This is a genomic window from Bacillus sp. TH50 (assembly GCF_016650565.1).
GTDB lineage: Bacteria > Bacillota > Bacilli > Bacillales > Bacillaceae_G > Bacillus_A > Bacillus_A mycoides.
This window is the reverse complement of sequence record NZ_JAEKFM010000003.1, coordinates 2,777,069-2,790,820: the sequence shown is the minus strand read 5'-3', so window position 1 is coordinate 2,790,820 and position 13,752 is coordinate 2,777,069. Positions and strand designations below refer to the sequence as shown.

Genomic DNA, 13,752 nt, shown 5'->3' with positions numbered 1-13,752 from the left:
AGCTTTTGAGATTGCTGACGGTTATGTAAAGGAAAAGAGTAGGTGCACCTATTCTTTTCCTTCAATCATGAGCAAGAATATCTTGCAACGTAGATTAGGAAGAGGATTCTTACTAATCGTGCCAACTTCCGGAAAAAAGGTGGTGAAAACCTGTGGCATCTTTACGCGATATAAAAGCGAAGATTAACTCGACAAAGAAAACGAGTCAAATTACGAAAGCGATGGAGATGGTATCTGCATCTAAGTTAAACCGTGCAGAACAAAATGCTAAATCTTTCGTTCCGTATATGGAAAAGATTCAAGAAGTAGTAGCGAGCATTGCGCAAGGAAGTAAAGGGATTAATCATCCAATGCTAAATGCGCGTCCTGTAAAGCGTACAGGGTACATCGTTATTACATCTGATCGCGGACTAGCAGGTGGTTATAACAGTAACGTATTACGTACAGTAAGTAACGTAATTCGTGAACGTCATAATATGGATTCAAACCAATATTCAATTATTGTGCTTGGACGACTAGGACGTGATTATTTAAAACGTCGCGGCTTTAACATCATTGATGAAGTAGTTGGATTATCTGACCACCCATCATTTACTGATATTAAAGATATTGCTTCTCGAGCAATTGCGATGTTCGCAGATGGTGCTTATGATGAGCTGTATATTTACTACAATCATTATGTAAGTAAAATTTCACAAGAAGTAACGGAAAATAAAATTTTACCGCTTACGGATGTGGCGTCTGATAAACCGACGACAGCTTATGAATTCGAACCTTCTGAAGAAGAAATTTTAAAAGTATTATTGCCACAATACGCAGAAAGCTTAGTGTACGGTGCATTACTAGACGGTAAAGCAAGTGAGCACGCGGCGCGTATGACAGCAATGAAGAGTGCTACAGACAACGCAATGGAAGTTATCGATTCACTTACACTTTCATTCAACCGTGCGCGTCAAGCAGCGATTACGCAAGAAATTACGGAAATCGTTGGTGGAGTAGCAGCGTTAGAATAGTATTAAAAAGCGTAGGTGGCTTGCTCAGAAGGGGTGAAATGACCGACCCTTCTAGCCACCGGAGCTAGATTCAATAAAAAGTGGAAGCGGCTCGTCCAGAACAGGAGAGTCGCGTAAGCTATAAACTAATAAAAATTAAAAGCCGACTTCTCTTAGAAAGCTGGCTAATTAAAAGAAAGCTAGGAGGGAACCCGATGAATAAAGGGCGCGTTACGCAAATCATGGGTCCGGTTGTAGACGTTAAGTTTGATGGCGGAAAGCTACCAGAAATCTACAACGCCCTTACGGTAAAACAAAGCAACGAAAACGGAGCAAGCATTAACTTAACATTTGAAGTTGCACTTCATTTAGGTGATGACACAGTTCGTACAGTTGCAATGTCTTCCACAGATGGACTTGTTCGTGGCACAGAAGTAGAAGATACTGGTAAAGCAATCTCTGTACCAGTTGGTGATGCAACACTTGGTCGTGTATTTAACGTATTAGGTGATGCAATTGACTTAGATGGTGATGTTCCTGCGGATGTACGTCGTGATCCAATTCACCGTCAAGCGCCTGCATTCGAAGAGTTATCTACTAAAGTAGAAATTCTTGAAACTGGTATTAAAGTAGTAGACTTACTTGCTCCTTACATTAAGGGTGGTAAGATCGGTCTATTCGGTGGTGCCGGTGTAGGTAAAACAGTATTAATTCAGGAATTAATTAACAACATCGCACAAGAGCACGGTGGTATCTCTGTATTCGCTGGTGTAGGTGAGCGTACTCGTGAAGGTAACGACTTATACCACGAAATGAGCGATTCCGGCGTAATTAAGAAAACTGCGATGGTATTCGGACAAATGAACGAGCCACCTGGAGCACGTCAACGTGTTGCATTAACAGGTTTAACAATGGCTGAACATTTCCGTGATGAGCAAGGACAAGACGTACTATTGTTCATCGATAACATCTTCCGTTTCACGCAAGCGGGTTCTGAAGTATCTGCCCTTCTTGGTCGTATGCCATCTGCGGTAGGTTACCAGCCAACACTTGCAACAGAAATGGGTCAATTACAAGAGCGTATTACATCTACAAATAAAGGATCTATCACGTCTATCCAAGCGGTATACGTACCAGCCGATGACTATACGGATCCAGCACCAGCTACAACGTTCGCTCACTTAGATGCAACAACAAACTTAGAGCGTCGTTTAACACAAATGGGTATTTACCCAGCCGTAGATCCATTAGCATCTACATCTCGTGCGCTTTCTCCAGAAATCGTAGGAGAAGAGCATTATGGAGTAGCTCGTCAAGTACAGCAAACTTTACAGCGTTATAAAGAGCTTCAAGATATCATCGCTATCTTAGGTATGGATGAGTTATCTGAAGAAGATAAGTTAGTTGTACATCGTGCTCGTCGTATTCAATTCTTCTTATCACAAAACTTCCACGTAGCTGAACAGTTTACAGGTCAAAAAGGTTCTTACGTACCTGTAAAAAATACAGTTAGTGGTTTCAAAGAAATTCTAGAAGGAAAATATGATGACCTTCCAGAAGATGCGTTCCGTCTTGTTGGTAGCATTGAAGAAGTTATTGAAAACGCGAAGAAAATGATGGCGTAAGGCCTTAGGAGGGACGAATTATGAAGACATTTCCAGTCAGTATTGTAACTCCTGATGGACCGGTTTACGAAAAAGAAGTAGAAATGGTAAGCGTAAAAGCAGAGAGTGGGGAAATGGGGATCTTACCAGGTCACATTCCAACTGTTGCACCTTTAAAAATTAGTGCGGTTCGTCTGAAAAATGGTGGGCACACTGATTATGTAGCAGTAAGCGGTGGCTTTATCGAAGTTCGTCCAGATAAAGTAACTGTATTATCATCATCTGCTGAAGAAGCAAACCATATCGATATCCATCGTGCAAATGAATCGAAACGTCGCGCTGAGCAACGTATGCAAGATAAACAAGCGCATGTTGACTTTAGACGTGCAGAAATGGCCTTGCAGCGTGCTGTGAACCGTTTAAACGTTTCTGATATGAAGTAAAAAAATCCGTAAGGGCTCTTGCCTTTACGGATTTTTTGTTATGGATATAAATAATAAGAGGAAAAAAAAGCCTCTCTTTAGGTAGGAGAGAGCATCTAGCCGTGCATAGAAGCGGTCAGAGCCTTTTTTTGCCCCATGCCAAGTGAAAATCAAGAAATAAAAAGAACTGTAGGTTCGTTTTTTGTTATGCATAGATGTGTTTTATTTAAATGTCGAAACTGAAACTCAATTTAATAGATAGAATAAACTGACAAAATTGGTATAATTATATTGTTGTTTGTATAAGTAGAGAATATATAACAATTTATATTTCATAAAGGAGATGAACAAATGATCGGTGAAATGAAACGAGAAGCATTGTACTCTTTAAAGGGAAAATGGGGACTAGGTGTTGGATCAACGATTTTACATATTATTTTAAGTTATGTTGTTTCAATGGCTGCAATGCTTATACTTTTAATTCCAGGAATTATTATATTTTTCTTAGTTGTTGGTTTAGCGGGTTCAATTGAAGAGGAAGCGATATCAGTCGGGGCAGGTATTACATTTGGAATTTTTTATTGCATAATGATCATTTTGAGTAATGCATCTTATGGTATTACATCATACGGTTATACGAATGTGTTGCTACAAATTAGTAAACGAGAAGATGCTAGAGTAGATTATTTATTTGAAGGATTTCGTGGCTTTAAAAGAATGATGAAAACAATGTGGGCTATGCTTGCGATTTTGCTATATACAGGTACGTGGATTCCGATGTTGTTACTAGGTGTATTCGCGTTTTTTGGTGAGGAAGGGAATGTATCGTTAACAATTGCTTTCTTTGTACTATTAGCTATTTCGATTGTTGTAATGATTGTGATGTATTTTTCTTATGCGATGACGTATTATGTTATGGTTGAAAATCCAGATTATAGCGTTTCACAGGCGATGAAAGAAAGTAAGAACTTTATGAAGGGGCATAAACTAGATTTATTTCTTTTATGGCTTAGCTTCATAGGATGGGCTATTTTAGCAATTCTTACTCTTGGAATAGGATTTCTTTGGCTTAGTCCATATGTAGGTACAACGACAGCACATTTTTATCGCTATATTGCAAAAGGTGAATTGCAGTAGGAACATGCTATACTAATAGAATTATTACGTATTGGAGGCTAATTATGATTAGTGATTTAAAAGGAGAAGCACTAGATTCACTAGAAGGAAAATGGGGCTTAGCTGTTGGGGCAACATTACTTATTTCGATTCTTATTTCAGCTTTTAGTTTTAGTGTTGATTTCATTTTCTCTCAGGTTTGGGATTGGAAAGAAGTAGATAACTCACTTTCAGTAGATGTTATTACAATATTGATGGTAGGTCCATTAACGCTAGGTGGTTATTGTTTAGCACTACATATAATTCGTGAAAAAGAAGCGCGTATTGGGCATATATTCAGATGGTTTACGGAAGGAAGTAAGTTTATAAAGTCATTTTTATTATATATAGTAGTAAACATTTATATTTTCTTATGGTGCTTACTATTTATTATTCCGGGCATTATTAAATCATTTTCTTATGCGATGACGTATTTTATTATAAATGATCATCCTGAGTATTCAATAAATCAAGCTATTACAGAAAGTCGTCGTATGATGGCTGGACATAAGATGGAGTATTTCATTTTATGTTTAAGTTTTATTGGTTGGTTTATATTAAGTTGTATTACATTAGGGATTGGATTTTTATGGTTGATTCCATATTTTTATACAACGACAGCAGCTTTTTACGAAGAGATTGCAGAAGAATATTACGAAAAAAGAATTCCGACACTTTAAAAAACACCCAGTGTGAACTATTGGTTCATACTGGGTGTTTTTTGTAGAAATTTTATAAACTGTTTACTTGTTAGAGGTTTACTGAAATAGTAACCTTGCATGTATTTACAGTTGTTTTTTTGCAGAAATTTAAGCTGTTTTTCTGTTTCAATTCCTTCAGCAACGACAGAGAGATTTAAAGTATTTGCAAGGGAAAGGATAGTGGAAACGATGGCTCTTTCTTCAGGCCGATGATCGGCTAGTTGTGTAAATTCTTTTGGTACTTTTAATGTATCGATAGGGAAAATTGATAAATAAGCAAGAGAAGAGTAGCCGGTACCGAAGTCATCAATGGACGTTTGAATACCATATTCTTTTAATTGCTTTAGTCTCGATAATGTTTCTTTTTCATCAATCATCGCAATTCGTTCTGTTAGTTCAAGTGTTACATCTTTCGGGTCAATCTTAACGTCCTTTAGTATTCGTGAAATATTTTCGATTAATTGATTTTGTTGAAATTCTTTCGCTGATAAATTGACACTCATTTTTAAGTTTGTGTATCCAAAAATTTGCCATATTTTTAGTTGAAGACAAGATTCTCGTAGCACCCAATGTCCAAGTGGGATGACCTGCGGAGTCTCTTCCACAATTGGAATGAACTCACATGGTGAAATGTCACCTAGGAGCGGGTGTTTCCAACGGATTAAAGCTTCGGCACCGATGATTTTATTCGTTGTAATGTCAACTTGTGGTTGATAGACGAGAAAGAATTCTTTATTTACTAAAGCAAGTGGTAAATCTTTTTCAATTCGAGCTTTTCGCTCCATTTTTTTATATAACTCTTTCGTATAAAGTGAGCTACCATTCTTTCCTTTATTTTTGGTTTCGTACATAGCCATATCAGCATGTTGTAAAATAGATAACGGATCTTCGCCTGCTTCTGGGTATATTGCAATCCCGATACTTGGCGAGATTTGTAAATGTTGATTTTCAATTTCGAATGGCTCATTCATAGATAGTACAATCATATCAGCTATTTTTTGTACATCTCTATCTTCTTTATAATCTTCTATAAGAATTGTGAATTCATCCCCAGCTAACCGAGCAAGGTTCATATTTGACGTCGATATTCGTTCTAGTCTTTTTGCTACTGCAATTAATAGAAGATCTCCTACCCGGTGACCGAGAGTATCATTAATAACTTTAAAGCGATCTAGGTCTAGAAACATAACAGCAAAAGGTCTTTTCGATATTTTTGCTCGTGCAATTGCCTTTTCTAACTGTTGATGAAATGAACGGCGATTCGCAAGTTCCGTTAAAGTATCGTGATATGCTAGGAAATTAATTTGCTCTTGTTGCTGCTTACTTTCTGTAATATCTTTAATCATTAAATAGGCCCCAGAAATATGTTCCTTTAAAAAGATGGGAACAGCTGTAACATGTAAGTAGTAAATATCTCTATTTTTATGATATGCCCGTATTTCTAAAGAAATAGATTTCCCTTTTTTCACGTGATGAAAGGCATTAATAATTTCTTCTAAATCTTGTTCATACATAAGTGAATAGTATGGTTGGTTTAATAATTCATTCGTTTGATAACCGAGTAAAGTAGTTCCAGCGTTGTTCACATTGAGAAAATTACCGTACAAATCTAATGTGAAAATTGGATCTGGATGATGCTCGTATAAAGATTTAAACATTTGTTGGTTATGATATAACTCATTTTTTTGTTCTACTAAATCTTCTGTACGTAGTTCGATTTGTTTCTCGAGTTCTAAGCTGAATTGCATTTGTGCTAGCAATAATATTTTATTTTGTCTTCGAACTAACGTATGGCGTATGAGAACGAAGGCGAAGGTTACCATAAGCCCAATTACTACGATAGGTGCAAAAACATTTTCGACCAATATAAAAACAATAAGCATCACGACAGAAATATACGGTAATGATAATCGGATTGATTCACCAACTTGAGGCGTTAGTAATATTTGTTCTTGTTTTTCGGGCTCTTTTGTGTGAAGTATACAAGCGATTGCTACTAATACTAAGGTTACTTGATATAATGGAGCAACTGTGAACATAGAGTGCTCAGGCTGGAAGTATTTTATATAAGCATAAATAGCATCCGTAGTAGCATACAAAATTAAAGCACTGCCAAGAAGAGCACCAACTTGCTTTGGTAGTAAGGATAATGGTCTGAATAAAAGGTTGATTCCTATTAAAAGAAAGAGTAGATCAGCCATTGGATACGTGAGTTGAACAAACATGTCGATATATGATGTTGTAAAAATATGAATGGTTCTTTCAATAAGTAAATAGTAGCTTAAAGTAAATTGAGCAGTAACAATAATACAAATATCACATATCGTAAAAAGCTGTTCCAATAAATCTCGGCCATAAATAATTTCATATAGAAAGGCAAATGCAAAGCTAATTAAAAATAATAAGTAAAAAAAGTCTGATGGATCAACGAATGTATAGTAGTCATGCAGAATTAAGCGTTGATAAGCAACTACTATATCGCCGATGAAATAAGAGAAGGATCCGATAGTTAATGTTATCCAAAATAAACGAGATAACCCTTGTTTTATATTTGAAAAATAAAATATATAACTGCAAATTGTAATATCAATTAATATGGTACTTATTCCAGTTAATATTTGAAATGGGAGTGCGTACTCATATAAAAAGGACATTGATACGTAATGAATAGCTATATACAACAATGAAATGCTTATAAGAATACTTACATGTGTTTGTTTTTTCATTTATATCACCCACTGTATATACATAAGAACCACCTTTTTGTAGTTTATGTTTTTTATGATTGCTTGAAAACATATAGAATTTCTATATTTATTTTACACATTTATAATGAGTTGTAAAAATAGATTTGCTCAGCAAGTATTAATTGTTGTTTCTGTTCCCAATATATCGACATAGGAATTTGAAGTTTGCTATAATGAATTAAATAGTTGCATTATTTAGAAAAATTTAAAAATAATAAATAATGCAAGTAAGACATATTGTTTACTATGTGAACTTGTTCTTAATTCAGGGGGGAGGGTTTCACAATGGCAAGTGTATATGAAAATAGTTATATGATCGTTTTGATTTTCTTGCTATTAGGTATATTGCTGCCGGTAGTGGCTCTTACATTAGGGAAAATGCTGCGTCCAAACAAACCGAGTGCAGCGAAAGCGACGACGTATGAGAGTGGAATTGAGCCTTTTCATGATGCAAATATTCGGTTTCATGCTCGTTATTACATTTTCGCTTTATTGTTCGTCATCTTTGATGTAGAAACTTTATTTTTATACCCATGGGCTGTTGCATATGACAAGCTTGGTTTATTTGCACTGATTGAAATGCTCATTTTTGTTGTGATGTTGCTAGTTGGATTAGCGTATGCTTGGAAAAAGAAGGTGTTACAATGGTTATAAATTTTGAGGAATTACACCCACAGGAGCGAGCGGAATTAGAAAGGAATATCTTTTTTTCTACATTGGAACAGTTGAAGGGATGGGCGCGGAGCAACTCTTTATGGCCGATGACATTTGGACTGGCATGCTGTGCGATTGAAATGATGGGAGTAGGCTCATCACATTACGATTTAGATCGATTTGGGTCATTTTTTCGGACTTCACCAAGACAATCGGACGTCATGATTGTGTCAGGAACGGTAACGAAGAAAATGGCACCTATTGTTCGGCGCCTATATGATCAAATGCCTGAACCGAAGTGGGTAATTGCGATGGGATCTTGTGCAACGGCCGGTGGTCCGTATGTGAATTCGTATGCTGTTGTGAAAGGTGTAGATCAAATTGTACCAGTTGATGTGTATATTCCTGGATGCCCTCCAAATCCTGCTGCTTTAATTTATGGAATTAATAAATTAAAAGAAAAAATTCGTTACGAGGCGAGGACCGGGAAGCAGGTGACGAATAAATGAGTGATCCAAATAAAGACTTAGAAAGTATGAAAAGAGAAGCAGCCCGTCATGCGAAAGAGGAAGCGCGAAAACGTCTTGCTGCGAAACATGGGGCGGAAATGTCTAAACTTGAAGGAGAACATCGAGAAAAAGAGAAAGCGCTACCAAAAGATAAAGGAGTTAATGTAGAAGAAGCGAAGGCGAAAGCCGCAGCAGCTGCAAAAGCAAAAGCAGCGGCATTAGCGAAGCAAAAGCGAGAAGGATCAAAAGAAGTAACGGACGAGGAAAAAGTTAAAGAAAAGGCGAAAGCCGCAGCAGCTGCAAAAGCAAAAGCAGCGGTATTAGCGAAGCAAAAGCGAGAAGGATCAGAAGAAGTAACGGACGAAGAAAAAGCCAAAGCGAAGGCGAAAGCCGCAGCAGCTGCAAAAGCAAAAGCAGCGGTATTAGCGAAGCAAAAGCGAGAAGGATCAGAAGAAGTAACGGACGAAGAAAAAGCCAAAGCGAAGGCGAAAGCGAAAGCTGCAGCAGCCGCAAAAGCAAAAGCAGCAGTATTAGCGAAGCAGAAGCGAGAAAGATCAGAAGAAGTAACGGACGAGGAAAAAGTTAAAGAAAAGGCGAAAGCCGCAGCAGCCGCAAAAGCAAAAGCAGCAGTATTAGCGAAGCAAAAGCGAGAAGGATCAGAAGAAGTAACGGACGAGAAAAAAGTTAAAGAAAAGGCGAAAGCCGCAGCAGCCGCAAAAGCAAAAGCAGCAGTATTAGCGAAGCAGAAGCGAGAAGGATCAGAAGAAGTAACGGACGAAGAAAAAGCCAAAGCGAAGGCAAAGGCCGCAGCAGCCGCAAAAGCAAAAGCAGCGGTATTAGCGAAGCAAAAGCGAGAAGGATCAGAAGAAGTAACGGATGAAGAAAAAGCTAAAGCGAAGGCAAAGGCAAAGGCAAAGGCTGTAGCAGCTGCAAAAGCAAAAGCAGCAGCGTTAGCGAAGCAGAAAGCCTCACAAGGTGAGGGGGATTCTGGAGATGAGAAAGCAAAGGCAATTGCAGCCGCGAAAGCGAAAGCCGCTGCTGCGGCAAGGGCAAAGGGATCTGTAAATAAGATAGAAGACGAACCGCAGCAGGAAGAACCATCAGTTAACCAACCATATTTAAATCGCTATGTGGAGGTTGTTAAGGAGAGGGTAGGAGGATATGCATTAGTAGATTCCTATATTAATAAGCTTTCAAAAGATGTTCCAACTCTTGTGGCGGAGCCTTCGAAATATTATGAAGTGATGGAATTAATGCGATTCCATGAGGGGCTTGCTTTTGATTATATGTCAGAGCTACATGCGACAGATTTTGTGACACATATGGAAGTATACGTTCATTTATTTTCATATGGAAAGAAACAGTCAGTAGCAGTGAAGGTAAAGCTCGATAGGGAAGCGCCGCAAGTAAAATCGGTGACGCCGCTTTGGAAAGGGGCAGATTGGCCGGAGCGTGAAACGTATGATTTGCTCGGTATTGTATTTGAAGGTCATCCTAATTTATCCCGCATTTTAATGCCGGATGATTGGGTGGGGTATCCGCTTAGGAAGGATTATGAACCGTATGATGTGGAGGTGTAGCTTGTGATCCGTACGGAAGAGATGCTCTTAAATGTAGGGCCGCAGCATCCGAGTACACATGGTGTGTTTCGGCTTGTGATTAAGATTGACGGAGAAATTATTAAAGAGGCTACACCGGTTATCGGATATTTGCATCGCGGAACAGAAAAGATAGCTGAGAGCTTGCAATATACACAAATTATCCCGTATACAGATCGAATGGACTATTTATCAGCAATGACGAATAATTACGTCCTTTGCCACGCTGTAGAGACGATGATGGATCTTGAGATTCCAGAGCGTGCTGAATATTTACGGGTGCTTGCGATGGAGCTTGGGAGAGTTGCGAGCCATCTCGTCTGGTGGGGAACGAACCTGCTTGATATAGGAGCGGTTAGTCCATTTTTATATGCCTTTCGTGAACGAGAGATGATTATAAATTTATTAAGTGAATTGTGCGGTGCAAGGCTTACTTTCAACTATATGAGAGTCGGCGGTGTGAAGTGGGATGCGCCAGACGGCTGGATTGAAAAGGTGAAAGAGTTTGTTCCGTATATGAGAGAGCAATTGGCAGGTTACCACGACCTCGTTAGCGGAAATGAAATTTTCTTGAATCGTGTGAAAGGCGTTGGCGTATATAGCGCGGGAGAGGCGATCTCGTATTCTTTAAGTGGTGCAAATTTGCGGTGCACGGGAGTCCACTGGGATCTTCGCAAAGATGAGCCGTATTCTATTTATGATCGTTTTGACTTTGATATTCCTGTTGGGATCTCGGGAGATGCTTGGGATCGCTACGTTTGCCGGATGGAGGAAATTGAGGAGTCATTGAAAATTATTGAGCAAGCAGCCGAGCAGTTCCCGAAAGACGGCGCTGTTATAGCGAAAGTGCCGAAAATTATTAAAGCACCTAAAGGAGAAGCGTTCGTCCGTATAGAGTCACCGCGGGGAGAGATTGGCTGTTATATTGCTAGTGATGGAAAGAAAGAGCCGTACCGCTTGAAATTTCGTAGACCGTCTTTTTATAATTTGCAAATCTTACCGAAGTTATTGAAAGGTGAAAACATCGCCAATTTAATTACGATTTTAGGTGGGGTTGATATTGTACTTGGGGAGGTTGACGGCTAATGATTGAGACGCTCTTACAATCACCTTCAAGCTGGACGAATTTCTTCATTTTTTTCGGATTAGCGGTGCTTCTATTATTTGCAGTCCTTGGCTTCGTTACATACGGTATTTTGGCAGAACGGAAAGTGATGGGATTTATGCAAGGGCGGATTGGACCAAACCAAGTTGGGGGCCGGTTCGGTTTACTTCAAACGGTAGCTGATGTTTTGAAACTATTATTAAAAGAAGATAGTATTCCGAAAGCTGCAGATAAACCGTTGTTTATATTAGCACCTGTTATTGCATTCGCACCAGCATTTATGGTACTTGCGGTTATCCCATTTACTGATAAATTTCAGTTCGCGGATATTGGCGTAGGGTTACTGTATTACATTGCTGTTTCTGGGATTACGACGATCGGCGTCGTAACTGGGGGATGGGCATCAAATAATAAATATTCCCTTTTAGGAGGGATGCGTGCGGCAGCGCAAATGATTTCTTATGAGATTCCACTTGTGATGAGTGTAATTGGCGTCGTTTTGTTAGCTGGTAGTCTTAACTTGAATGAAATTGTAGCGGCGCAGGAAAAGGTATGGTACATTTTCGCACAGCCAATCGGTTTCGTCATTTTCTTAATCGCTGCAGTTGCAGAGTTAAATAGGACACCGTTTGATTTACCCGAAGCGGAGTCAGAACTTGTTTCAGGATACCATACGGAATACTCAGGTTTTCGATGGGCGTTTTTCATGCTTTCAGAGTATGTGTATTTCTTCGGGATGTCATCTTTAATTACAGTACTCTTTTTAGGAGGCTGGAATCCAGTTATGTTCCTTGGGTTTATTCCAGGAGCCGTATGGTTTGCTTTGAAATTCAGCAGTGTGGTCTTTCTATTGATTTGGTTCCGCGTTACGTTCCCGCGCATAAGAGGTGACCAGTTAATGGAGTTTGGCTGGAAAGTATTATTACCAATCGCACTTGCAAATATTTTCTTAACGGCATTGATTAAGGAGCTATTCTTCTAATCTATAAAGGGGGTGCCAGTAAGAGATGAAAGGACTATTTAAAGGGTTAAAATATACGCTTAGTAATTTGAGTAAGAAAAAGGTGACGTATGATTATCCAAATCAACCGTTGCCATTACCAGACCGATTTCGAGGTATTCAAAAGTTTTATCCAGAGAAATGTATTGTTTGTAATCAGTGTTCCAACATTTGTCCGACAGATTGCATTCAATTAACAGGAAAAAAACATCCTGATCCTACGAAAAAAGGGAAAATTATCGACACGTATGATATTAATTTTGAAATTTGTATTCTTTGCGATTTATGTACAGAAGTTTGTCCGACAGAGGCGATTGTAATGACAAATAACTTTGAACTTGCAGAGTATTCACGTGATGATTTATTTAAAAATCTGCAGTGGCTTGACGAGAACGACGAGAACATCAGGAAGGAGAATAAAGCATGAACGGCGAGTTTGTAGCTTTCTTTATATTATCCTTGTCTGCGATTATCGGCGGCGTTCTTATGCTGAATTTAACGAAAGTAATGCATATGATGCTGGCCCTTGTACTTACGTTCCTTAGCATTGCGGGTTTGTACTTTCTCTTATCAGCCGAATTTATCGGAGTGGCACAAATTTTACTTTACTCTGGTGCAATCACTATTATTATGATTTTTGGCATTATGTTAACGAAACATAACGCGGAAAATGAATCGCGCCTTACTCTTCGAAAATGGATTATCTTCTTTGCGGTTGTAGCATTTGGAGCAGTTATGTATTTCGCTGTTAATAGTATCGATTTTTCAAATCAAAGCACACAAGGAAGTTTACCTCTCCATGAAAATAACACACTTCAAATCGGTACACTTCTCTATTCAAAATATATTATTCCATTCGAATTAACCTCAGTTATTTTACTTGTAGCACTTGTAGGAGCGATTATCCTTGCGAAGAAGGATGAGGGAGAGGAGGATTCCCATGAGTAGCGTTCCGGCTTCTGCGTATTTAACACTTGCGATTATTTTGTTTTGCATCGGCTTATTTGGAGCTTTAACAAAGCGAAATACAGTAATTGTACTAGTTTGTATCGAATTGATGTTAAACGCCGCCAATTTAAATCTAGTAGCGTTTAGTAAATTAGGCTTGTTTCCGAATTTAACAGGACAAATTTTTTCGCTGTTTACGATGTCTGTAGCGGCAGCGGAGGCAGCGGTAGGTCTTGCAATTTTGATTGCTTTGTACCGTAATCGCCCGACAGTTCATGTAGATGAGATGGATACGCTCAAAGGATAGCATTGTGACC

Annotated in this window: 14 protein-coding genes; 13 read left to right on the top strand and 1 reads right to left on the bottom strand. The window is 38.7% G+C overall.

The window, feature by feature from the left end; all coding sequences use genetic code 11:
• Positions 1–152 precede the first annotated feature (152 nt).
• From atpG to JFU23_RS14570, 5 genes are all read left to right on the top strand, one after another.
• A complete protein-coding gene (gene atpG / locus JFU23_RS14590) occupies positions 153–1,013 on the top strand; it encodes a F0F1 ATP synthase subunit gamma (RefSeq protein WP_002016283.1) in 861 nt (286 codons plus the stop codon).
• Between the two features lie 194 nt (positions 1,014–1,207).
• Positions 1,208–2,617, top strand: a complete 1,410-nt coding sequence (gene atpD / locus JFU23_RS14585) for a F0F1 ATP synthase subunit beta (RefSeq protein WP_002139020.1) — start codon at positions 1,208–1,210, stop codon at positions 2,615–2,617.
• A 20-nt stretch (positions 2,618–2,637) separates the two neighbouring features.
• Positions 2,638–3,039 (top strand): F0F1 ATP synthase subunit epsilon, encoded by a 402-nt coding sequence (gene atpC, locus JFU23_RS14580; protein WP_002016279.1) that lies wholly within the window; start codon positions 2,638–2,640, stop codon positions 3,037–3,039.
• Positions 3,040–3,369: 330 nt separating this feature from the next.
• Complete coding sequence (locus tag JFU23_RS14575) at positions 3,370–4,155, top strand: DUF975 family protein (protein WP_002016277.1); 786 nt, start codon at positions 3,370–3,372, stop codon at positions 4,153–4,155.
• 44 nt (positions 4,156–4,199) lie between these two features.
• Positions 4,200–4,853 carry a DUF975 family protein gene (locus tag JFU23_RS14570; RefSeq protein ID WP_085312853.1) on the top strand — a complete coding sequence of 218 codons (654 nt, stop codon included), beginning with the start codon at positions 4,200–4,202 and terminating at the stop codon, positions 4,851–4,853.
• A 17-nt stretch (positions 4,854–4,870) separates the two neighbouring features.
• Here the strand turns inward: JFU23_RS14570 and JFU23_RS14565 are convergent, their stop codons facing one another.
• Positions 4,871–7,600 carry a putative bifunctional diguanylate cyclase/phosphodiesterase gene (locus tag JFU23_RS14565; RefSeq protein WP_201032171.1) on the bottom strand — a complete coding sequence of 910 codons (2,730 nt, stop codon included), beginning with the start codon at positions 7,598–7,600 and terminating at the stop codon, positions 4,871–4,873.
• Between the two features lie 306 nt (positions 7,601–7,906).
• Between JFU23_RS14565 and nuoA the strand changes: the two genes are divergently transcribed.
• From nuoA to nuoK, 8 genes are read left to right on the top strand one after another with little or no spacing between them, the layout of a single operon-like run.
• Positions 7,907–8,275: an NADH-quinone oxidoreductase subunit NuoA gene (gene nuoA / locus JFU23_RS14560; RefSeq protein ID WP_000179270.1), complete on the top strand. Its 369-nt coding sequence runs from the start codon at positions 7,907–7,909 to the stop codon at positions 8,273–8,275.
• Positions 8,266–8,784: an NADH-quinone oxidoreductase subunit NuoB gene (gene nuoB, locus JFU23_RS14555; protein ID WP_002089729.1), complete on the top strand. Its 519-nt coding sequence runs from the start codon at positions 8,266–8,268 to the stop codon at positions 8,782–8,784. The genes nuoA and nuoB overlap by 10 nt, the downstream gene beginning before the upstream one ends.
• The gene (locus JFU23_RS14550; protein WP_201032170.1) at positions 8,781–10,364 is read left to right on the top strand and encodes an NADH-quinone oxidoreductase subunit C; all 1,584 of its coding nucleotides are present in this window, start codon (positions 8,781–8,783) and stop codon (positions 10,362–10,364) included. Before nuoB ends, JFU23_RS14550 begins: the two co-directional genes overlap by 4 nt.
• A 3-nt stretch (positions 10,365–10,367) precedes the next feature.
• On the top strand, positions 10,368–11,468 hold the full coding sequence (gene nuoD / locus JFU23_RS14545; protein ID WP_201032169.1) for an NADH-quinone oxidoreductase subunit NuoD: 1,101 nt from the start codon (positions 10,368–10,370) through the stop codon (positions 11,466–11,468).
• Positions 11,468–12,469, top strand: a complete 1,002-nt coding sequence (nuoH, locus tag JFU23_RS14540; protein ID WP_002068471.1) for an NADH-quinone oxidoreductase subunit NuoH — start codon at positions 11,468–11,470, stop codon at positions 12,467–12,469. The genes nuoD and nuoH overlap by 1 nt, the downstream gene beginning before the upstream one ends.
• A gap of 25 nt (positions 12,470–12,494) precedes the next feature.
• Positions 12,495–12,914, top strand: a complete 420-nt coding sequence (gene nuoI, locus JFU23_RS14535; protein ID WP_002016193.1) for an NADH-quinone oxidoreductase subunit NuoI — start codon at positions 12,495–12,497, stop codon at positions 12,912–12,914.
• Positions 12,911–13,435, top strand: coding sequence for an NADH-quinone oxidoreductase subunit J (locus JFU23_RS14530; RefSeq protein WP_001012819.1), 525 nt, complete (start codon positions 12,911–12,913; stop codon positions 13,433–13,435). Before nuoI ends, JFU23_RS14530 begins: the two co-directional genes overlap by 4 nt.
• Positions 13,428–13,742: an NADH-quinone oxidoreductase subunit NuoK gene (gene nuoK, locus JFU23_RS14525; protein WP_000100081.1), complete on the top strand. Its 315-nt coding sequence runs from the start codon at positions 13,428–13,430 to the stop codon at positions 13,740–13,742. The genes JFU23_RS14530 and nuoK overlap by 8 nt, the downstream gene beginning before the upstream one ends.
• The last annotated feature ends 10 nt before the right edge of the window (positions 13,743–13,752 follow it).